This is a genomic window from Janthinobacterium sp. (assembly GCF_031995485.1).
Taxonomy (GTDB): Bacteria; Pseudomonadota; Gammaproteobacteria; order Burkholderiales; family Burkholderiaceae_D; genus Janthinobacterium.
In genome coordinates, this window is the sequence record NZ_DAMAGB010000024.1 from 60,379 (window position 1) to 81,445 (window position 21,067).

Genomic DNA, 21,067 nt, shown 5'->3' on the forward strand with positions numbered 1-21,067 from the left:
TGCGGACATGACTACCCTTCCCCCATAGAGCGTGGTGCCGGCAAAAAATGAATTTGCTTATACGTATTGTATATAAAGCGGATTTGTGAGAAATAGCGAATTGCCTTAAAATACGGTGCTTTGCTTTAGTACGCGCCATTGATGTTCCTGCAGGCGCTACAGCACCTCCCCATTTGATAGGACTGTTATGACCCACGTTGTCACCGAATCCTGCGTCGCCTGTCGTTACACCGATTGCGTCGATGTCTGCCCGGTAGATTGTTTCCGGGAAGGCCCGAATTTCCTGGCGATCGATCCGGACGAATGTATTGACTGCGCAGTGTGCGTGGCAGAGTGCCCGGTGAACGCGATTTTCGCGGAAGAAGATGTACCAGGCGACCAGCAGGCCTTCATCAAGATCAACGTCGACCTGGCCCGTAACTGGCCGTCGATCACCAAGACCAAGCCTGCCTTGCCGGAAGCCGAGCAAATGAAGGACGTCAAGGACAAGCTGCACCTGCTGGTCAAGTAACAGCACGTAGCAGGCAGGACCGAAAAGCAGCGGAAACGCTGCTTTTTTTATGTTTGAAACATGGTTGCCTGACTGTCCACGCGGTTGTGGCGGGAATGCCGACAGAAATGCCACACATGCCGCAAAGCGTGGCCCTATGCGCGGTAAAGCACATTTTGCCCTCAACAAACATCATAGAATTGGATTATGATATTTGAGCCGCATGGCGCTTGGAATTACACAAGGACTCTATATGCTTTACCAACTGCACGAACTGCAACGCTCTTTCCTCACTCCGGTGATGCAATGGGCAGACATGTCCTCCAAGTTATTTACCAACCCGGTTTCCCCTCTGGCCCACACCCCGTTTTCGCAACGCATCGCAGCCGGCTACGAGCTGATGTACCGCCTTGGCAAAGACTACGAAAAACCCCAGTTTGACATCCAATCCGTGCTCGTCAAGGGCGAGAGCGTCGACATCCTCGAACACGTTGTCGTGACAAAACCATTTTGTCGCCTGATTCACTTCAAAAAAGAGACCGAAGGTTTGCAGCAGCCAAAAGTGCTGCTGGTTGCCCCCCTGTCCGGCCACCACTCGACCCTGCTGCGCGATACCGTGCGCGGTCTGCTGGCCGAACACGACGTCTACATCACCGACTGGACCGACGCGCGCATGGTGCCGCTGGCCGCAGGCCCGTTCCACCTCGATGACTATATTTATTATGTGCAGGAATTCATCCGCCTGCTGGCGCCGGACCTGCACGTGATCTCGGTCTGTCAGCCAACCGTGCCGGTGCTGGCCGCCATCTCGCTGATGGCCACCGCCAACGATCCGCACATGCCGAAAACCATGACCATGATGGGCGGCCCGATCGATCCGCGCCGCTCGCCCACGCAGGTCAACAACCTGGCGACGGAAAAGAAATTCTCGTGGTTTGAAAATACCGTCATCTACGCGGTGCCGCCGAACTACCCGGGCTTTGGCCGCAAGGTCTATCCGGGCTTCCTGCAGCACGCCGGCTTTATCGCCATGAATCCGGGCCGCCACGCACAGAGCCACCGCGAGTTCTACATGCACCTGGTGACGGGCGACGACGAACCGGCGGAAGGCCATCGCCAGTTCTACAACGAGTACAACGCGGTGCTCGACATGCCGGCCGAGTACTACCTGGAAACGATCAAAACAGTATTCCAGGAATTCAAGCTGCCGATGGGCACGTGGGAAGTGGGCGGCCAGCTGGTGCGGCCGCAGGACATCACCAACGTTGCCTTGTTTACCGTCGAAGGCGAACTCGACGACATTTCCGGCGCCGGCCAGACGCAAGCCGCGCATGACCTGTGCAGCGGCATTCCGGCCGAGATGCAGCAGGACTTCGTGGCGCCGAAATGCGGCCACTACGGCATTTTTTCGGGCCGCCGCTGGCGCGAAATCATCTGCCCGAAAATCGGCGAATTCATCCAGAAGCATTCCTGATCCGCCAGTCTTATGACAACGGCACGCCGGCGCAAGCAGGCGTGCCGTTTTTTCATGCTTACGGCGCAGCAGGCGCGCTGGCCAGGGCCTGGTCCAGGCGTTTCCAGTAATCGCGTTCCAGCCTGGCCATATCGACCTCGCGCGCGGCCTCGTTAAAGCGCTTCTGTTGCAGCGCGCCCTCGGCGTCGCGCTTGAAGCAGACATGCACGGGACGCTCCTTGAAGGCAGTATCGACGAAGGCGATGCGGTCGCGTTCGGCCCTGGAAAATTCCGACCCCATCAGCAGATGCTGCAGCACATGGCGCTCGATGACGATCACCCGGTAGCGCCGGATCAGCAGTTTTTTCAGGTTGGTGGCGTCGTTCAGGCCTTCTTCCGTGCTCAGCTCGCCACGTGCGGCCATGGCATCGAACTGCTCGCCATTCGAATAGCCGGCCACGGTGCCGATGCGCAGCCTGCCCAGTTCCTGCAGACTCGCGCCCGGTGGTCCATCCTCCTTCAGATAGGCCAGCACGGTTAACGTGTTGCCAATAGGCACGGAGAAATGGCAGAGCTTTTCACGTTCGGGCGTACGCCAGACCGCCATGAAGCCGGCATAGCGGGGACTGCTGAGGCCAAACTGCATGGTGCGCTTCCAGGGGAAATACTCGTATTTGACCTGGTAGCCCAGGCGTTCGAATACCGTGCTGACCATGGCAGCCGACATGCCGTCGGCCGGCAGCTTGCGCGACACGAACGGCGGCCAGTCATCGGTGGCAAAGCGCACGATGCGTGCGGCCGACGCCTCCTGCGCCTGTGCACTGGACAGCACGCCGCCTGGCGCGGAAATGACAAGCAAACAGGTGGACAAAGCAACTGTCCGGAGGAAATGCATTGGTTGATCCTATCGTTACGCCAGGGCCTGCGGTCGATTTTTACCGATGAATTATCCTCCCATACAACAGCAAGTTTTCAAAGTTGTTTATTGGAAGTTATTGATTCCTGTTGGAAATGCAATACAGGAAGCCCGCAGCTATCCCTCCTGCCAGACAGGTTTTTTACTTGTGCGCGGGCCAGATGGCCGATAATATCGTTTTAGCGTATTGAAGAAGACCGTGCCGCACCCAGCTCCCCCCTCTCTCGCCGACCAGATCGAAGATTTGCTGCCGCAGACGCAATGCACGAAGTGCGGCTACAGCGGCTGCCGCCCATATGCCGAGGCGATTGCCGCAGGCGGCGCCGACATCAACCAGTGTCCGCCCGGTGGCGCGCAAGGCATCGCCATGCTGGCGAACTTGTTGGGCAAGAAAGTCATCCCGCTCAATCCCGTCAACGGCTTTGAACGTCCCCGCTCCGTCGCCTATATCGATGAAGCGCTGTGCATCGGCTGTACCCTGTGCATCCAGGCCTGCCCGGTCGATGCGATCACTGGGGCCGCCAAGCAGATGCACACGGTCGTGACCAGCCTGTGCACTGGCTGCGACCTGTGCGTGGCGCCCTGCCCGGTCGACTGCATCGTCATGTATCCGGTCAGCGGCGAGGCGACCGGCTGGGACGCCTGGAGCCAGATCGAAGCCGATGAGGCGCGCGCGCGCCACGACTTGCGCACCGGCAGGCTGCGCCGCGAGGCCGAGGAAAACGAGGCGCGGCTGGCCGCCAAGGCCGTCTCGAAGATGCAGGAATTGACGCAGGAAGTCCCGGGCAATGCCGCCGAGCTGGCCGAAAAGGAACGCAAGCGCGCCATTATCGCCGCCGCCATGGAACGGGCGCGCGCCAAAGCGGCCGCCGCCAGCGCAGCGCCAGGCCCTGACACTCCGGAAAAAGACGCATGAACGCCGCCAAACGCCTGGAAATTTTTACGCGCTTTCGCGCCGCCAATCCCTCCCCGAAAACCGAACTTGAATATACGACACCGTTCGAGCTCCTGATCGCCGTGCTGCTGTCGGCGCAAGCCACCGACGTGTCGGTCAACAAGGCCACGCGCCTGCTGTATCCGGTCGCCAATACGCCGGCTGCGATGCTGGCGCTGGGCCTGGACGAGCTGACCAGCTACATCCGCACCATCGGCCTGTTCCGCACCAAGGCGAAAAACGTGCTGGCCACCTGCCAGATCTTGCTGGACCAGCATGGCGGCGAGGTGCCGCGCGACCGCGCCTCGCTGGAAGCCTTGCCCGGCGTGGGCCGCAAGACGGCCAATGTGGTGATGAATACGGCCTTCGGCGAACCGACGATCGCGGTCGACACGCATATCTTCCGCGTCTCGAACCGCACCGGTATCGCACCGGGCAAGAATGTCGAGATCGTGGAGCAAAAATTGCTCAAATTCGTACCAAAAGATTTCTTGCTCGATGCCCATCATTGGCTGATACTGCACGGTCGCTACACCTGCATTGCGCGCAAGCCACAGTGCTGGAACTGCATGATTGCCGACTTGTGCGAATACAAGGACAAGACACCGATGCCGTCCCTGACCTGAAAAAAAGCGGCCCATCAGGGCCGCTTCGCACATTATAGCAATACCATATTGTCGCGGTGGATCAGCTCATGGCCTTCCATGAAGCCGAGGATCGCTTCGATCTCGGCGGATGGTTTGCGCAGGATGCGGCGCGCTTCGCCGCTGGTGTAATTGCACAGGCCGCGCGCCACCGGCACGCCGGCGTCATCGAGGCAGGTGATCACGGCGCCGCGGCCGAACTCGCCCTGTACCGCCGTCACGCCGATCGGCAGCAATGACTTGCCTTCCAGTTTCAGCTTTTGCACGGCGCCCGCATCGAGCACCACCGCGCCGGCCGTCTGCAGATGATCGGCCATCCATTGCTTGCGCGCCGTCAATTGGCCCGTCTGCGCGCGCAGTTCGGTGCCGATCGCTTCGCCCTGCGCCAGGCGGCTCAGCACGTCGCTGTCGCGGCCCCAGGCGATAATGGTGTGCGCGCCTGACTTGGCAGCGCGCTTGGCGGCCAGGATCTTGGTCAGCATGCCGCCGCGGCCCAGGCTGCTGCCAGCGCCGCCGGCCATCGCCTCCAGGGCCGGATCGCCGGCCACGCCCTGCGTGATCAGGCTGGCGTTCGGATCCTTGCGCGGATCGGCCGAAAACAGGCCGTGCTGGTCGGTCAGGATCACCAGCGCATCGGCTTCGATCAGATTGGCCACCAGCGCACCGAGCGTATCGTTGTCGCCGAACTTGATCTCGTCGGTGACCACCGTGTCGTTTTCATTGATGATCGGCACCACGCCCAGACGCAGCAACGTCGTCAGGGTCGAGCGGGCGTTCAGGTAGCGCTCGCGGTCGGCCAGGTCGGCATGTGTCAGCAGCACTTGCGCCGTGCCCAGGCTGTGCGCGCGGAAACTGCTTTCGTAGATTTGCGCCAGACCCATCTGGCCGACGGCGGCGCAGGCCTGCAATTCATGGATGTCGGTGGGGCGGCGCTCGAAACCGAGGCGCAGCATGCCTTCGGCGATGGCGCCCGAGCTGACCAGCACCACTTCCTTGCCCAGTGCGCGCAAGCCGGCGATCTGCGCGGCCCAGCGCGCGATGGCGGCGTGGTCGAGACCGCGGCCGTCGTTGGTGACCAGCGAGGAGCCGACCTTGATGATGATGCGGGTAGCTTTTTGAATCACGGAATTCATGGAAGAGTCTTATCGGTCAGCGCGCCGGACGCAGCAGCAACAATGCCAGCCCCGCCGTCAGTTCCATCGCGCACATGCACAACACAAAACCCTGGGGCATGCCGACGCCGATGGCCGCGAACAGGCGGCCGGCGACTTGCGCCAGGACCAACAATGCAGTGATATCGCCGAGGACGGGCGGTTCGCCCTGCCGTGCCGCGAACAGCGCCAGGAGCGCGGTAGCGCCCCAGAGGCCGACATGACTGGCGTAGAACTGGCTGTAGCCATTCACGCCATTGAGAAAGATGCCCATGCCGGCCGCCATCTCGTCGGCGAACAGCAGGCAGGCGAACACGGCCAGCCCATAGACCGCCGCGATCAGCTGCAGGATGCGTCGCTGCCACGCCAGCTTGCGCGCGGGCGTGGCAACTGCCGCCAGTACCGGCATCAGGATAAAACCTTAGTCCAGGATCTTGAAACGCGGATCGTCCGGGTCGATCGACGAGATGCCGCGTGCTTCTTCGGTCATCTGCGTTTCTTCGGCACGGCTTTCGCTGTGTTTCTTCTCTTCCAGATGCTGGTAAATCGCATTGACCAGTTCCGGGCAACCCTGGTGGTTCAGCGCGGAGATCTCGAATACGGGACCCTTCCAGGCGAAACGCTTGAGGAAGTCCTTCACCAGTTTCTTGCGATCTTCTTCCGGCACCATGTCGAGCTTGTTCAGCACCAGCCAGCGCGGCTTGTCGACCAGCGACTCGTCGTACTTTTTCAGTTCCTTGACCAGCGCCTTGGCTTCCTTGACCGGATCGACGTTGGTCTCGAACGGCGCCAGGTCGACGATGTGCAGCAGCAGGCCGGTGCGCTGCAGGTGGCGCAGGAACTGGTGGCCCAGGCCCGCGCCTTCGGAAGCGCCTTCGATCAAGCCGGGAATATCGGCGATCACAAAGCTCTTCTCGTGCGACACGCGCACCACGCCCAGGTTCGGGTGCAGGGTGGTAAATGGGTAATCGGCAATTTTCGGGCGCGCGTTCGAGACGGCCGAAATGAAAGTCGACTTGCCGGCATTCGGCATGCCCAGCAGGCCGACGTCGGCCAGCACTTTCAGTTCCAGGCGCAGTTCGCGGCGTTCGCCTTCCTTGCCCTCGCCCTTCTGGCGCGGCGCGCGGTTGGTCGAGGACTTGAAGTGGATATTGCCCCATCCGCCTTCGCCGCCCTTGGCCAGCATTTCAATTTGACCGTGTTCGGTCAGGTCGGCCAGGATCTCACCGCTGGCATGGTCGACGATCAGGGTGCCGACCGGCATGCGCAGGTGAATATCGTCAGCGCCCTTGCCGTAGCAATCGGCGCCGCGGCCAGGCTCGCCATTGCGCGCCTTGTGCATTTTGGAAAAGCGGAAATCGACGAGCGTGTTGATATTGCGGTCGGCGACTGCCCAGATGGTGCCGCCCTTTCCGCCATCGCCGCCATCGGGGCCGCCAAAAGGCCTGAATTTTTCACGGCAGAAAGAGGCACAGCCGTTGCCGCCATCGCCCGCGATGACTTCGATTTTTGCTTCGTCGATAAACTTCATAATTTTGCCGCCATAAAACTAAAAAGGCTCTACCTTGGGCAGAGCCTTTCGATTGAAGGCTTGCGCCTTACATCATGCGTGTGTCAGCGGAGCGCAAGGCGCCCCAGGCTGCATTTACGCTGGTACTGCTTCGTTTGGTACAACGGTCACGAATTGCTTCGAGCCAGCACCTTTGACAACGAACTTCACTTTGCCAGCGATCAACGCGAACAGAGTGTGGTCCTTGCCCATGCCTACGCCTTCGCCAGCGCGCACCGGGGTGCCGCGTTGACGAATGATGATGCCGCCAGCATTGATAGCTTGGCCGCCGTAGACTTTGACGCCCAGACGTTTTGATTCTGAATCACGGCCGTTTCGCGTTGTGCCGCCGCCTTTTTTGTGTGCCATTTAAGACTCCTTGATAGCTGATTAATTCAAACAGCGGCAATTAGCCGTTGATCGAAACGATTTGGATTTCGGTAAAATTCTGGCGATGGCCCTGATGCTTCTGGTAGTGCTTACGACGACGCATCTTGAAAATTTTGACCTTATCATGGCGACCATGCGCCACAACCGTAACCAGTACCGTTGCACCTTCGACCAATGGCGCACCAAATTTAATGGTGTCGCCCGCGCCTACTGCGAGAACTTGATCGATGGTGATTTCGGAACCAATGTCTGCCGGTATCTGTTCTACTTTAAGTTTTTCGCCAGCGACAACTTTGTATTGTTTGCCACCGGTTTTTATGACCGCGTACATGATTTGAAACCTCATCAAATGTTGAAAGAATTTGTCCCACTGCCACGCAAAGCAAGCCGTACACAACAGGGGGAACCAGCGATTATACACGGACTGAGAAAACGCGTCAAAAACTATTCACAAAGCCTCATGATCGTGGTATGTCGGCAACCTGGACACGATGTCAGGGTGGCGCCGGCATTGCCGCGAAGTCAATCAATTGTTCTGTTGCCATAGTCAAATGGCACGCGCTGGCATGCCATGTCGTATAATCGCCGCACCCACAATCTATTGCAGGTTCGCCTTGTCTGACGCTAACAAACACGTTAACCAAAACACCATCGTGCAAACGATTGCCGCCGACATGGACGCAGTCAACACGGTGATTCGCCAAAAACTGCATTCCGATGTCATTCTGATCAATCAGATCGCGGAATACATCATCAGCGCAGGCGGCAAACGCATCCGCCCGGTACTGATCTTGCTGGTCGCCAATGCGCATGCCTACCGCGGCACGCAGCATCATGAGCTGGCCGCCGTGGTCGAATTCATCCATACCGCGACCCTGCTGCACGACGACGTGGTCGATGAATCGTCGATGCGCCGCGGCCGCCAGACCGCCAATGCGCTGTTCGGCAATGCCGCCTCGGTGCTGGTGGGCGACTTCCTGCATTCGCGTTCGTTCCAGCTGATGGTCTCGCTGGACAATATGCGCGTGATGAAGATCCTGTCGGACGCCACCAACGTGATCGCCGAAGGCGAAGTGCTGCAGTTACTGAACATGCACGATCCGGACGTGACGCAGGACAGCTACCTGAACGTGATCCGCTCGAAGACGGCCAAGCTGTTTGAAGCCTCGGCGCAACTGGGTGCATTGATCGCCGGCGCCAGCGAAGCCGATATCGAAGCGGCTGCCGAATACGGCCGCTCGCTCGGTACCGCCTTCCAGCTGATCGACGACGTGCTCGATTATGCAGGCGACGCCGCCGAAATCGGCAAGAACGTGGGCGACGACTTGCGTGAAGGCAAACCTACCCTGCCATTGATCTATCTGATGGAGAATGGTACGCCGGAACAGCGCGAGCTGGTGCGCAGCTGCATCGAGCAAGGCGACGAACAGCATTTCGACACCATCCTGGCAGCGGTCACCAGCAGCGGCGCGCTCGACTACACGCGCCAGCAGGCGGAAATCGCCGGCCAGCGCGCCGCCGACGCGATTGCCGGCTGGCCGGACAGTGTCTACAAGCAATCCCTGCTGCAACTGTGCTCGTTTGCCGTGGATCGCAATCACTGATTGAGACTCTGGCATTATTGAGAACGGCGCCGATGGCGCCGTTTTTTATTGTGTCCGTCATGTAGCAAAGTAGGTCGGATGAGCGCTTCGCGCGTAATCCGACAACATTGTTGGCGCTGACCGTGGTGGTGTCGGATTACGCCCTGCGGCCTCGGCCGCACCGCTAATCCGACCTACGAACTAATGGGCAATATTTCCGATACCTTATCTGCGGGACGGCACAGGCGCACGCCCAGCTCCGTCACCACAAACGGACGGTTGATCAATATCGGCTGGGCCTGCATGGCGTCCAGCAGCGCCTCGTCGCTCAAGGCAGCATCAGCCAGCCCCAGCTCATCGTACAGCGCGCCCTTGTCGCGCATGGCAGCCCGTACGCTCAGGCCAGCGCGCGCGATCAAGTCGATCAACTCGGCACGCGTCGGCGGCTGCTTCACATAGTCAACAATGACCGGTTCGATGCCTGCATCGCGGATCAGCTGCAAGGTGGTGCGCGAGGTGCCGCAGGCGGTGTTGTGGTAGATCGTGACGCTCATGGCTGCTCCAAGATTGAATGGGTGCAATTATAAAATGCTTGCGCTGTCCGCCACGCCTACTTACGTAACCTACCGCACCGACCAGTATGAGCGATTTCTCTACATTGATTTAAAAATCATCATGATAGGGATCCCATGGCACGCTCAAAACCTTTGAAAATATTCGGCTGGACCCTGGCCACCCTGCTGGCGCTGATCATTCTGGTCATCATCTTCATCCTGACGTTCGACTGGAACCGCGCCCGTCCGTACATCAACCGCAAGGTTTCGGAAAGCACAGGCCGCGAATTCGTCATCGGCGGCGACCTGGACGTGAAATTCCACCAGGGCCTGAAAACCGAAGCCGGCTGGCGCCGCTACGTGCCGCGCCCGACCATTACCGCCAACGATGTACGCATGAGCAATCCGGATTGGGCCACGGCCGGCCCGCAGATGGCCAGCGCCAAACGCATCGTCGTCTCGACCCACCTGCTGCCGCTGCTCGATCACCGCGTGGTGCTGACCGACCTGGCGCTCGACGCGCCGCAGATCGCGCTGCAGCGCCGCGCCGACGGCAGCAACAGCTGGACCCTGAAAGATAACGGTCCGTCGGAATGGGATGTGGAAATCCAGCGCATGGCGTTCGCCGCCGGCACCATCCGCTACCTGGACCAGGCCATCGATCTGGACATGAACGCCAAGGTCAGCTCGACCGCGCCGGACGCCACGCCGAACGACGCGCCGGCGGGCGACAAGGTGGAAAAATTCGGCATCGCCTTTACCCTGGGCGGCACCTACCGGAAGGCGCCCGTTACCGGTGGCGGCAAGGCCGGCGCCGTGCTGTCGCTGACCGGCGAGCATACCGTTTATCCGATCCAGGCCAATGCCGTGCTGGGCAAGAACAAGGCCAGCATCGACGGCACCCTGACCGATCCGCGCTCGCTGTCCGGCATCGACCTGCAACTGAGCCTGGCCGGCGCCAGCATGGCCGACCTGTATCCGTTGACGGGCGTGCTGCTGCCTGAAACACCGGAGTACGCCACCAAGGGCCGCCTGCTGGGCAAGAAAGAGGGCGAGATCTGGAACTGGACCTATGAAAAATTCAAGGGCAAGGTGGGCCAGAGCGACCTGGCCGGCACGCTGCAGTACCTGCCGCGCAAACCGCGCCCGCTGCTGCGCGGCGAACTGACCTCGCAGCAACTGCGCCTGGAAGACCTGGGGCCGACCATCGGCGCGGAAAGCAACGCCAAGAAACAGGCACGCGGCAAGGTCGCGAACCAGCCCGCCGACAAGGCCTTGCCGGTGGAACAGTTCAATACGGCCAAGTGGGATGCGCTCGATGCCGACGTAAAATTCACGGGCAAGAAATTGGTACGCACGCACGATATTCCGTTCAACGATATCGTCGCGGAAATCCACATGAAGGATAAAGTGCTGAGCCTGACGCCGCTGAACTTCGGCATGGCCGGCGGCGACATCACCTCGAATATCACGCTCGACGGCCGCCAGAAAACCATCGCCGCGCAAGCCAAGGTGGCGGCGCGCCACCTGAAGATCCGCGAACTGTTCCCGAAACTGCAATCGATGCAGGCCAGCTTCGGCGAGGTCTATGCCGACGCGGCCCTGACCGGCCACGGCAATTCGGTCTCGTCGATGCTGGCCAGCGCCAACGGCGAACTGGCGGCCACCGTCAGCGAAGGCTCGGTCAGCCAGTTCATCCTGGAACTGGCCGGCCTGAACCTGGCAAACGCCGTGTTCGTGAAAGTGTTCGGCGACAAGCAGGTGCAGTTGAACTGCCTGGCCAGCGATTTCAATGTCAAGAATGGCGTGGCCGACGTGCGCCGCTTCGTGCTCGACACGGACAGCGCGGTGGTCAACGTGGCCGGCAATGTCAGCCTGGCCAGCGAAACGCTGGATCTCGACATCCGTCCGAAAACCAAGGGCGCCCGCGTCTTCTCGCTGCGCACGCCGCTGTACGCCAAAGGCACTTTCAAGGAACCGAAAGTCGGCCCGCAAAAAGGCCCGCTGGCCCTGAAAGCTGGCGCCGCCGTGGCCCTGGCCACCGTGGTCGCCCCGGTCGCCGCGATCCTGCCTTTGATCAACGTCGACCGCGCTCCCGACACGGACTGCGCCGCCGTGATGGCAGAAGCCAAGGCCGTTCGCAAGGCACCGAAGTCGCCAGCCACCAATGCACCAGCGAAAAAAGTGACGGAAGCGGACATCAAGAAGGCGCAACAGGAGAAGAAGTAATCGCGCCTGGCTTGATCCAGCCGCTTGAAACCCGCCCCGTCACCTGCTGTAATAAACAAGGCAGGTGACGGGGTGTGGCTCAGCCTGGTAGAGCGCTGCGTTCGGGACGCAGAGGCCGGAGGTTCGAATCCTCCCACCCCGACCAGCTTCACCTCACCTGCCCCGTACCGCCCCCCACGCTATTCCGGCCGCCACCAGTGCAATCGCCGCGCCTGCACCAAACGCGGCGGGCAACCCTGCCGCATACTGTCCAGGCACGCCAGTGAGCATATGGATCGATGTGATCACGGCAATGCCGAGCGCGCCGCCGATCTGCTGGTCCATCTGCAGCAGTCCAGACGCTGCGCCCGCATGCTCATCCGGCACGCCGTGCATGATGGCGACCGTGCCTGGCGCAAAGACCAGCGCGATCCCCACCGCATGGATCAGCAGGGGCAGCAATACGGCTGGAAAATAGCTTGCGTCACTGCCCAGCAAGGCAAAGCCCGCCAGGCTGGCGGCGACCAGCACGCTGCCCGTCGCAAGCAGCACGCGCGCGCCGAAGCGCACGATCAGGCGCGGCACGACATGGCTGATGGCGAACACCGTGGCGGTCAGCGGCAGGTAGGCGAAGCCGGCCATCAGCGGCGTATAGCCCATGATGCGCTGCAGATACTGCACCAGCATGAACAGCAGCGAAAAATGCATGCCGACGATCAAGGCCATTACGAGCAGGCCACCGGTGCGCGAGCGGTCGCGCAACAGGTGCAGATCCAGCAGCGGTTCGCGGTGGCGCCGTTGCACCCGGATAAACAGGACCAGCATCGGCAGCACCAGCGCAAACGACAGCAAGGTGCCGGCTGCGCTCCAGCCATGGTCGGCCGCGCTGACAAAGCCGTACACCAGCGCCACCGAAGCGAGCGTGGCGCTCACCGCACCCACCACATCGAGCCGTGCCGGCTTCGGAACGGTTTCGGCTATCAGCCGGCCTATCGTCAGCAATACGATGATGCCGACCGGCACATTGATCAGCAGCGCCCAGCGCCAGGACAGGTATTCGGTCAGCACGCCACCCAGTATCAGTCCGGCCGAGGCGCCGACCGACGACACCGCGATAAACAGCGACATGCCGCGCGCCTGCTCGGCAGCGTTGCGCGCCATCACTATCACCAGCGCCAGCACGCTGGGGCCAGCGAGCGCCGCGCCCGCCCCTTGCAATACGCGCGCGGCGATCAACAGGCCCGGCGTCTGCGCCAGTCCGCCCAGCAGCGACCCGAACACGAACACCGCCAGGCCGATGCGAAACGCGCGTACCTGCCCCAGCATGTCGCCCAGCCTGCCGCCGAGCAGCAGCAAGCCGCCGAACGCCAGGCCAAATGCATTGAGCACCCAGCTCAGCGACGCCGGATTGAAGCCGAGATCGTGCTGTATGCGCGGCAATGCGACGACGACGATCAGCAGGTCCATCGCGAACATGCATTGCGCGGCCAGCACGATTGCCAGGGCGAGCGCGCGGCGCCTCGAAGCGGAAGCCACGCGTCCCAGCGTCACGCTGCTCATTCAATAGCCGACGCCGCGTACGCCACCCGCCGCGCGCAGCGATTCGCCGGTGACCCAATGCGCGTCGCTTGATGCCAGGAACACTGCCACCGGTGCAATATCTTCCGGCTCGCCAAAGCGTCCCAGCGGCGTGCCGGCCAGCAGCTTGACGCCGAGTTCGCCGGCAAAATTGCCGTCGGTGGCCGGTGTGTTGGTATGGCCGGGCAGGATGGAGTTGACGCGGATGCCGCGCGGACCGAGTTCGCGCGCCAGCGCAAACGTCATCGTGTCGACCGCGCCCTTGGTGGCGGCATACACGCTCGAAGCAAGATACGGATCGGTACTGAGGATGGAGCTGATATTGATGATGCTGCCGCCAGTGTCGCCAAAATGCTTGAGCGCTTCGCGGATCGCCAGGAAGTAGCCAAGCACGTTGACGTTGAACTGCTTGTGGAACGCTTCTTCCGTCAGGTCGGCCACCATCTCGAACACGGCCAGGCCCGCGTTATTGACCAGTATATCGAGCTTGCCATGCGCCTTGACCGTCTCGAACAGCCGCGCCACGTCGGCCGACTTGCTCATGTCCGCCTGCACCGCTATCGCCTTGCCGCCAGCAGCCTTGATGGCAGCAACCACCGCATCGGCGCCGCTTTGGCTGGTGGCATAGTTGACGATCACGGTCGCGCCCTCGGCGCCCAGCGCTTTCGCGATGCCCGCGCCGATGCCGCTCGATGCGCCGGTCACGACGGCGAGTTTTCCTGATAATTTCATGTGAATTCCTTTCAATGGTCCAAGCCGGATGGCTTCGTTGACAGGAATCATGTTAGGGGCAGCAGCCGCAAACCCCATGCCGGTTACTCGCTGATCCTTGCCCAATCTTCTCAAGGCGTTTTCTGGTCCGGAAACGCTGCTATATTGAACGGCATGAACAAGGCAATCGACGAATTGCGCGCCATCGTGATGCGCGCCGAAAACAAATGGACGCCCACCGGGCTGCCGCGCGTGGCGATGGTGCGCGCCGAAGCGTGTTCGGACCAGGTGTATGAGCCCACGCTGCATTTGGTTTTGCAGGGCAACAAGATGCTCTCCATCGGTGACGAGATATTGCACTTCGAGCCGGCCACGTATTTCGTGATTCCCGTCGAGTTGCCCGTGATCGCCCAGGTATGTACCGAGCGCCGCGACCACCCCGACAGCCCTTACCTGGCGCTCAGCCTGACGCTTGATGCGGCCGTCATTTCCACCCTGCTGAGCGACCTGTGCGACACGCGCCTGGCGCAGGGAGCCTCGGCGTTTTCCGTCACCGCCGCCACGCCGGAGCTGATCGACGCCTGGCTGCGCATGATGCGCCTGGTCGATCGCCCGCAGGAAGCGGCGCTGCTGGCGCCGATGATCGAGCGCGAGATCCTGTTCCGCGCGCTGCAAGGTCCGCACGGCAATATGCTGCGACAGATCGCCCGCGCCGACAGCCATCTGTCGCAGGTACGGCGCGCGATCGACTGGATCCGCACACACTTCACCGAACCGTTCCATGTCGAGCCGCTGGCGTCAAAGGCAGGCATGAGCGTGGCCGCGTTCTATCGCCACTTCAAGGCGGTCACCGCGATGACGCCGATCCAGTACCAGAAACGGCTGCGCCTGTTGAAAGCACGCCGGCAGTTGCTGTTCGAACCGCACGACGCCGCCTCGGTGGCATTCTCTGTCGGCTATGAAAGTGCGTCGCAATTTAGCCGCGAATATGCGCGCATGTTCGGCATGCCGCCGCTGCGCGACGTGGCGCGTTTCAAGACCCCGGCCATTCAGCCATGAACGGGGCAAGACCGTTCGCGCGCCCTACTGCAGCACCTTTGCGGGCGCCGACGGCTTGAACAGATGGCTGATGCCCATGGTCAGCAGCGGACCGGCCAGCGCCAGGTAGGAACTGTCGACACCATAGGGATTGCCTGCCAGGAACCAGGCGATGGTGGCCAGCACCGACAGGATCACGCCGTACAGGGCGCCACGCGGCGTGCCGAATTTCGGCGCATAAAACGCCATCAGTACCAGCACGGCCAGGGTGGCGCGCAGGGCCTTGCCGAGGAAGGCGATCATCAGCAGTTTTTCGGCATACAGCGCCAGCACCAGCGGCAGCAGGCCCGCCAGCACGATGGCGATACGCAGGAACATCAGCGACTTCGCGTCATTTTTTGCCTTGTTGAACCAGGGATCATAAAAATCCTTCATGGCCAGCGTGGCGGACGCCAGCGTGGTGGCCGAGATGCCGCCGAACAGCGCGCCAGCCAGGCCGACGATCATCACGCTGGCCGAAAAGGCCGGCATGTGGGCAATCAGGGTCGGGAAAGCGTCGATCGACTTCATGCCCGGGTACAGTACGGCGCTGCACATGCCGATCAGCGCGGCCATCAGGCCGAACGGAATCATCAGCGACGAGACGTAATAGCAGGCGCGCCTGGCGACGGCCGGATTGTCGGTGCTGACCAGCGCCTGGATCACATATTGCGTGGCGAAGATGGAGCCGATGCCGCCGATCATCCAGGCGACGATCTGGCCCCAGCCGATCGCGGTCCAGTTGAACATCATGGCCGGCAGCTGTGCCTGCAATACGCCGATGCCGCCCGACGCTTCCAGCGCATACGCAAGCGCCAGGATCACGCCCAGGTATTTGACGATGGAATGGGCGAAATTGGTGTACACGACGGAGCGCATGCCGCCCAGGCTGACATAAATGACGGTGATGGCGCCCACCAGCAGGATCGCCACGGTCTTGTTGATGTGCAGCACCGCCGCCAGCACGGCCCCGCCGCTGGCATACAGTGCGACAGCAACGATGCCCAGCGCCACGATGGTCAGTATCGAGGCGGCATAGCGCACCGGTTCCCCGTAAGTCTGTGCCAGGATGCCGGAAATCGTCGATTGCCCGCTTTCCTTGTATTTTTTGACCAGTACGATCGCCAGCAGCAAGAATCCCAGCGCCAGCGCCACCAGATTCCATGCTGCCGAAATGCCCAGCTCATAGCCCTTCTGGGCGGTTCCGATGCTGACCGAGCTGCCGATGAATTCCGACAGCAGCAGCGCGCCGATCAGGTAGGCGGGATAATTGCGTCCGCCGGCGGTCATACCTTCGCTGCTGTTGGCATGCTTGCGCACGCTGTAAGTGATGTAGCTCATGAGGGCGAAATACGCCACCACGACCGCACCGATAATGATCAGTCTGTTTTCCATGCTTCTGCTCCAGTGTGCTGCTTTATTATTGTTTTAAGAACGTTAAAAAAAGCGTCCCCCGCGATGGCGGACCAGCCGTCATCGGTACTCGGGGGCAAAGCTGATTACTGCAATAGGAATGCGTGCAACAGCGCGGTGAATTGTTGCGGCTGTTCGACGTTCGAGATATGCGAGGCGGCCACGGCGGCCAGGCTGGCGCCGGCGATCTGCTGCTGCAGCCAGCGGCCATCGTCCACGGTGGTGACGGGATCGTGCTCGCCGGCGATCACCAGCGTCGGCACCGTGATGGCCGCCACCCCGGCGCGCAAGTCGGCCTGCGCCAGCGCTTCGCAGCAGGCGGCGTAGCCGAGGGCATTTTGCGCGCGCAGCCTGTCGACCATGCGCGCCACGGTGGCCGCCTCGCGTTCGATGAACGCTGGCGTAAACCAGCGCGCGGCCGCGCCGTCGGCTACCGCATCCATGCCCTCGCTGCGCACCAGCGCGGCGCGCGCCTGCCAGCCCTCGGCGCTGCCGATGCGCGCCGCCGTATTGGCCAGCACCAGCTTTGTCAGGCGTTGCGGATGGTGAATGCCCAGCCACTGCCCCACCAGCCCGCCCATCGAGACGCCGCAGACGGCCGCACGTTCGACCTGCAGGTGGTCCAGCAGCGCGATCACATCGCGTCCCAGCCGGTCGATGCCGAACGGTGCATCGCCGGTGCCGGACTGGCCATGGCCACGCGTGTCAACACGCACGACAAACAGGCTGGACGCCAGCGCGTCGGCCTGCGCGCCCCACATGGACAAGTCCGTGCCCAGCGAATTGCACAGCACCAGGCAGGGGTGCGCGGGGTCGCCATCGGTGCGGAAATGCAGGCGCGTGCCGTCGATGATCAAGGGCTGTGGCATATGTGCTCCTCAAGCGGTGGCGCGCGGACGCTCGACCTGTGCCGTCGGCAGCGCGGCGCTGTCGCGGCTCAGATGAAAATGGAAATCGATCGAGGCGTACGGCTGGTCCAGTTGCAGCGCATCGAGTCGGGCCGGGTCGGCGACGCGCGTGATCGGCGGCACCAGGCCGTCGCGCGTGGCAAACGCGAAGTCGTCCCACAGATAATCATCGCCATCGATATTGATCTGCGTGGTCAGCTTGCGGTGGCCTTCAGCGCTGATGAAGAAGTGGATATGCGCCGGGCGCTGGCCATGGCGGCCCAGCAGGTTCAATAACTGCTGCGTGGTGCCGTCCGGCGGGCAGCCGTAGCCGACCGGCAGGATGCTGCGGAACTGGTAGCAGCCCTGTTCGTCGGCGATGATGGTGCGGCGCAGGTTGAAATGGCTCTGCGCCGGGTCGAAGAACGAGTAGTTGCCCATCAGGTTCGCATGCCAGACTTCCACCTGGGCACCGGCTGCCGGCTGGCCGTCGGCGTCGAACACGGTGCCCTGCATCAGCAGCACTTCGGCGCGCTCGCTTTCGGTGCCGTCATCCAGGCGCGCAAAGCCGACGCTTTCCGGTGCGCCGGCCACGTACAGCGGGCCTTCGATGGTGCGCGGCGTGGCGCCTGTCAGGCCGGCACGGGCTTCCGCTTCGTCGGCGCGCAGGTCGAGGAAGTGTTCGAGTCCCGTGCCGGCAGCCAGCAGTCCCAGTTCATTCGCGGCGCCTGCGGCTGCCATATACGAGATGCCGCTCCATACTTCATTCGGCGTCAGGTCCAGGTCTTCGATCGTCTTGCACAGGTCGCCCAGCAGGCGTACCACCACCTGCTGCACGCGCGGGTTGGCCGGCTTGTCGGCCGCTTCCACGATCCACTTCTTGACGAGGGTATCGATTTCGGCATGATTCATTGCATGTCTCCTTCTGTAGTTTGCAGGTGCTGCGGTGTCAGAAATCGTTATCGCGGATCGACGAGGGATGGCGGCACAGCGGCATCACATCGATCTGCATGTAGGGAAACAGCGGCAGCGACGTCAGCAGATTGTGCAGCTCGTCCACGCTCTCCACGTCGAACACGCTGATATTGGCGTACTGGCCGGCGATGCGCCAAAGATGGCGCCACTTGCCTTCCTGCTGCAATCGCTGCGCCAGTTCCTTTTCGGTCAGCTTCAGTTGCGCCGCCTGTGCTTCGGGCATCGTTTGCGGCAGGTTTACGTTCATGCGTACATGGAATAACATCGGTCTCTCCTTATTTGCGCCGCATGGCCTGCAGCTTGTCGGTATCGATCTCCACGCCCAGGCCCGGGCCGGTCGGCACCTGCAGCATGAAGTCGCGGTAGACCAGCGGCTCGCGCAGCAGCTCCTGCGTCAGCAGCAAGGGGCCGAACAGTTCCGTTCCCCAGGCCAGTTCGGCGAAGGTGGAACACACATGGGCCGTGGCGGCGGTACCGATGCCGCCTTCTAGCATGGTGCCGCCATACAGCCCGACGCCGGCCAGGCGCGCCACGGTGGCCACTTCCAGCGCCGGCAGCAGGCCGCCGGACTGGGTGATTTTCACGGCATACACATCGGCCGCGTCGAGCCGCGCCAGCGCCAGCGCATCGTCGGGACCATGCAGCGCTTCATCGGCCATGATGGCCACGTCGAAGCGCTGTTTCAGGCGCGCCAGGGCGCCGTGGTTGCCCGCCTTGACGGGCTGTTCGATCAGGTCGACGCCACCCGCTTCCAGTGCGGCGATGCCGCGCACGGCGTCCATCTCGCTCCAGGCCTGGTTGACATCGACGCGCACGCTGGCCCGCTCGCCCAGCGCCCGCTTGATTTCCAATACATGGGCCACGTCGTCCATCACATCGCGCAAACCGATCTTCAGCTTGAAGATGCGGTGGCGGCGCAGTTCCAGCATCTGCTCCGCTTCGGCGATATCCCTGGCCGTATTGCCGCTGGCGAGGGTCCAGGCTACCGGCAGTTCGTCGCGCACGCGCCCGCCCAGCAACTCGGACAACGGCACGTTCAGCCGGCGCGCCTGTGCGTCCAGCAGGGCCGTCTCGATCGCGCACTTGGCAAAGCGGTTGCCCTGGATCGCCTTGCGGAGCTTTGCCATCGCGCGCGCCACCTGGCTCGCCTGCATGCCCAGCAGCAGCGGCGCGATATGCGTGTCGATATTGGTCTTGATGCTGTCCGGGCTTTCCTCGCCGTAGGCCAGGCCGCCAATGGTGGTCGCCTCGCCCCAGCCGACGATGCCGTCGCTGCAGGTCAGCCTGACCAGCACCAGCGTCTGCGTGTTCATGGTGGCCACCGACAGCTTGTGCGGGCGGATGGTCGGCACATCGACCAGGAAGGTCTCGATATTTTGAATCATATTTATTCCGTATAATTCCAGGGAGTCAGCACACGATATGCCTGTGCCGGCACCATGTCCAACACCGAGTTGGTATGGAATCCATACCTGAAAGGTATCAAAGATGGAATTGCGGCATTTGCGCTACTTCGTCGCGGTAGCTGAAGAAAAGAATTTCACGCGCGCCGCCGCGCGCCTGCATATCGCCCAGCCGCCGCTGTCGCGGCAGATGCAGCAGCTGGAAGAAACGCTGGGAGTGGAACTGATCGAAAAGGGCTCGCGGCCCTTGCGCCTGACCGAAGCGGGCGAGTTTTTCCTGGCCCACGCGCGGCCCCTGCTGGACCAGGTGCGCGACCTGAAAGCGATGACGCAGCGCATCGGCAAGCTCGAACGCACGCTGGCGATCGGCTTCGTGGCCTCTACCCTGTACGGGCAGCTGCCCGATATCGTGCACCGCTACAGCGAGCTGCATCCCCAGGTGGAAGTGAGCCTGCACGAGATGACGACCATGGAACAGCTGGCGGCGCTGAAGGATGGCCGCATCGACGTGGGCTTCGGGCGCCTGACGGGCGAAGACGCCAGCATCCGCCGCATCGTGTTGCGCGAAGAGCGGCTGGTCGTCGCCCTGCCGCCCGGCCACCGGCTGGCCGGCAGCGATGGCGGATTACGCCTGACAGAGCTGCTGCACGATACGCTGCTGGTGTATCCGAAAGCGCCGCGCCCCAGCTTTGCCGACCAGGTGCTGGCCATGTTCAGTGCCGGCCATCTCACGCCGGGGCGCGTAACGGAAGTGCGCGAGCTGCAGATTGCGATGGGGCTGGTGGCCGCCGGCCAGGGCATCTCCATCGTGCCCGAAAGCGTGCAGGCCATGCACCACCGCAGCGTGGTGTACCGCAAGCTCGACGACACGCACGCGTTCTCGCCCATCCTGTTCAGCGTGCGGCAGATGGATCATTCGCCGGAGCTGGCCAATATGCTGGCGGCCGTGTATGCGATCTACGACGAGCAGGGGATTGTGCATGTGAAGGAAAAGCTGTAACGCCAACAATGTTGTCGGATTACGGCGCTGCGCGCCTAATCCGACCTACGAAAACGGGTGATGGTCACCATGTTAAATGCGCCGACGAACATGCAACCGTAGATACTGTTATCCCCGTCAAGCGGTGTGCAAGGTCGGATCAAATATTTTT

Annotated in this window: 22 protein-coding genes and 1 tRNA gene; 9 read left to right on the forward strand and 14 right to left on the reverse strand. The window is 62.0% G+C overall.

Annotated elements, in window-relative coordinates:
* The first annotated feature begins 187 nt into the window (after positions 1 to 187).
* Positions 188 to 511 carry a ferredoxin FdxA gene (fdxA, locus tag RTQ46_RS14740; RefSeq protein ID WP_312437671.1) on the forward strand — a complete coding sequence of 108 codons (324 nt, stop codon included), beginning with the start codon at positions 188 to 190 and terminating at the stop codon, positions 509 to 511.
* Positions 512 to 743: 232 nt separating this feature from the next.
* Positions 744 to 1,964 carry a polyhydroxyalkanoate depolymerase gene (locus tag RTQ46_RS14745; protein ID WP_312437674.1) on the forward strand — a complete coding sequence of 407 codons (1,221 nt, stop codon included), beginning with the start codon at positions 744 to 746 and terminating at the stop codon, positions 1,962 to 1,964.
* Between the two features lie 58 nt (positions 1,965 to 2,022).
* Here RTQ46_RS14745 and RTQ46_RS14750 read toward each other — a convergent pair whose 3' ends face one another.
* Positions 2,023 to 2,814 (reverse strand): transporter substrate-binding domain-containing protein, encoded by a 792-nt coding sequence (locus RTQ46_RS14750; protein ID WP_312437676.1) that lies wholly within the window; start codon positions 2,812 to 2,814, stop codon positions 2,023 to 2,025.
* Positions 2,815 to 3,058: 244 nt separating this feature from the next.
* Here RTQ46_RS14750 and rsxB point away from each other — a divergent pair, with 244 nt between their 5' ends.
* Both rsxB and nth read left to right on the forward strand, forming a co-directional pair.
* On the forward strand, positions 3,059 to 3,775 hold the full coding sequence (rsxB, locus tag RTQ46_RS14755; RefSeq protein ID WP_312437678.1) for an electron transport complex subunit RsxB: 717 nt from the start codon (positions 3,059 to 3,061) through the stop codon (positions 3,773 to 3,775).
* Positions 3,772 to 4,419: an endonuclease III gene (gene nth / locus RTQ46_RS14760; protein ID WP_312437679.1), complete on the forward strand. Its 648-nt coding sequence runs from the start codon at positions 3,772 to 3,774 to the stop codon at positions 4,417 to 4,419. The genes rsxB and nth overlap by 4 nt, the downstream gene beginning before the upstream one ends.
* 32 nt (positions 4,420 to 4,451) lie before the next feature.
* On the opposite strand, the gene proB is transcribed toward nth, so the two are convergent.
* The 5 genes from proB to rplU all read right to left on the reverse strand — a co-directional run bounded on the left by proB (position 4,452) and on the right by rplU (position 7,858).
* Positions 4,452 to 5,570 (reverse strand): glutamate 5-kinase, encoded by a 1,119-nt coding sequence (proB, locus tag RTQ46_RS14765; protein WP_312437680.1) that lies wholly within the window; start codon positions 5,568 to 5,570, stop codon positions 4,452 to 4,454.
* Between the two features lie 16 nt (positions 5,571 to 5,586).
* Positions 5,587 to 5,997: a hypothetical protein gene (locus RTQ46_RS14770; protein ID WP_312437681.1), complete on the reverse strand. Its 411-nt coding sequence runs from the start codon at positions 5,995 to 5,997 to the stop codon at positions 5,587 to 5,589.
* A 12-nt stretch (positions 5,998 to 6,009) separates the two neighbouring features.
* Complete coding sequence (obgE, locus tag RTQ46_RS14775) at positions 6,010 to 7,119, reverse strand: GTPase ObgE (RefSeq protein ID WP_308922867.1); 1,110 nt, start codon at positions 7,117 to 7,119, stop codon at positions 6,010 to 6,012.
* A 114-nt stretch (positions 7,120 to 7,233) separates the two neighbouring features.
* Entirely contained in the window at positions 7,234 to 7,506 is a 273-nt protein-coding gene (rpmA, locus tag RTQ46_RS14780) for a 50S ribosomal protein L27 (RefSeq protein ID WP_070219281.1), read from the reverse strand.
* 40 nt (positions 7,507 to 7,546) lie between these two features.
* The gene (gene rplU / locus RTQ46_RS14785; protein WP_038500602.1) at positions 7,547 to 7,858 is read right to left on the reverse strand and encodes a 50S ribosomal protein L21; all 312 of its coding nucleotides are present in this window, start codon (positions 7,856 to 7,858) and stop codon (positions 7,547 to 7,549) included.
* 220 nt (positions 7,859 to 8,078) lie between these two features.
* Here rplU and ispB point away from each other — a divergent pair, with 220 nt between their 5' ends.
* Positions 8,079 to 9,131, forward strand: a complete 1,053-nt coding sequence (gene ispB, locus RTQ46_RS14790) for an octaprenyl diphosphate synthase (protein ID WP_409518338.1) — start codon at positions 8,079 to 8,081, stop codon at positions 9,129 to 9,131.
* A gap of 173 nt (positions 9,132 to 9,304) precedes the next feature.
* On the opposite strand, the gene arsC is transcribed toward ispB, so the two are convergent.
* Positions 9,305 to 9,664 carry an arsenate reductase (glutaredoxin) gene (gene arsC / locus RTQ46_RS14795; protein WP_312437691.1) on the reverse strand — a complete coding sequence of 120 codons (360 nt, stop codon included), beginning with the start codon at positions 9,662 to 9,664 and terminating at the stop codon, positions 9,305 to 9,307.
* A gap of 135 nt (positions 9,665 to 9,799) precedes the next feature.
* Here arsC and RTQ46_RS14800 point away from each other — a divergent pair, with 135 nt between their 5' ends.
* A complete protein-coding gene (locus tag RTQ46_RS14800) occupies positions 9,800 to 11,893 on the forward strand; it encodes an AsmA family protein (protein WP_312437692.1) in 2,094 nt (697 codons plus the stop codon).
* Positions 11,894 to 11,961: 68 nt separating this feature from the next.
* Positions 11,962 to 12,038, forward strand: a tRNA-Pro gene (locus tag RTQ46_RS14805).
* A gap of 8 nt (positions 12,039 to 12,046) precedes the next feature.
* Here the strand turns inward: RTQ46_RS14805 and RTQ46_RS14810 are convergent.
* Positions 12,047 to 13,432, reverse strand: coding sequence for an MFS transporter (locus RTQ46_RS14810; protein ID WP_312437694.1), 1,386 nt, complete (start codon positions 13,430 to 13,432; stop codon positions 12,047 to 12,049).
* Complete coding sequence (locus RTQ46_RS14815; RefSeq protein WP_312437696.1) at positions 13,433 to 14,182, reverse strand: glucose 1-dehydrogenase; 750 nt, start codon at positions 14,180 to 14,182, stop codon at positions 13,433 to 13,435.
* A gap of 153 nt (positions 14,183 to 14,335) precedes the next feature.
* On the opposite strand from RTQ46_RS14815, the gene RTQ46_RS14820 reads away from it, so the two are divergent.
* Positions 14,336 to 15,220 (forward strand): AraC family transcriptional regulator, encoded by an 885-nt coding sequence (locus tag RTQ46_RS14820; RefSeq protein ID WP_312437697.1) that lies wholly within the window; start codon positions 14,336 to 14,338, stop codon positions 15,218 to 15,220.
* 24 nt (positions 15,221 to 15,244) lie between these two features.
* Here the strand turns inward: RTQ46_RS14820 and RTQ46_RS14825 are convergent, their stop codons facing one another.
* The 5 genes from RTQ46_RS14825 to RTQ46_RS14845 all read right to left on the reverse strand — a co-directional run bounded on the left by RTQ46_RS14825 (position 15,245) and on the right by RTQ46_RS14845 (position 19,898).
* Positions 15,245 to 16,633 carry a sodium:solute symporter family protein gene (locus RTQ46_RS14825; protein ID WP_312437698.1) on the reverse strand — a complete coding sequence of 463 codons (1,389 nt, stop codon included), beginning with the start codon at positions 16,631 to 16,633 and terminating at the stop codon, positions 15,245 to 15,247.
* 104 nt (positions 16,634 to 16,737) lie between these two features.
* The gene (gene pcaD, locus RTQ46_RS14830) at positions 16,738 to 17,520 is read right to left on the reverse strand and encodes a 3-oxoadipate enol-lactonase (protein WP_312437700.1); all 783 of its coding nucleotides are present in this window, start codon (positions 17,518 to 17,520) and stop codon (positions 16,738 to 16,740) included.
* A 9-nt stretch (positions 17,521 to 17,529) separates the two neighbouring features.
* Positions 17,530 to 18,450, reverse strand: a complete 921-nt coding sequence (gene catA / locus RTQ46_RS14835) for a catechol 1,2-dioxygenase (RefSeq protein ID WP_312437701.1) — start codon at positions 18,448 to 18,450, stop codon at positions 17,530 to 17,532.
* A gap of 37 nt (positions 18,451 to 18,487) precedes the next feature.
* Positions 18,488 to 18,778, reverse strand: coding sequence for a muconolactone Delta-isomerase (catC, locus tag RTQ46_RS14840; RefSeq protein WP_312437703.1), 291 nt, complete (start codon positions 18,776 to 18,778; stop codon positions 18,488 to 18,490).
* 10 nt (positions 18,779 to 18,788) lie between these two features.
* Positions 18,789 to 19,898: a muconate/chloromuconate family cycloisomerase gene (locus RTQ46_RS14845; RefSeq protein ID WP_312437705.1), complete on the reverse strand. Its 1,110-nt coding sequence runs from the start codon at positions 19,896 to 19,898 to the stop codon at positions 18,789 to 18,791.
* 103 nt (positions 19,899 to 20,001) lie between these two features.
* Here RTQ46_RS14845 and RTQ46_RS14850 point away from each other — a divergent pair, with 103 nt between their 5' ends.
* Positions 20,002 to 20,916 (forward strand): LysR family transcriptional regulator, encoded by a 915-nt coding sequence (locus RTQ46_RS14850; RefSeq protein ID WP_312437707.1) that lies wholly within the window; start codon positions 20,002 to 20,004, stop codon positions 20,914 to 20,916.
* Positions 20,917 to 21,067: the final 151 nt, after the last annotated feature.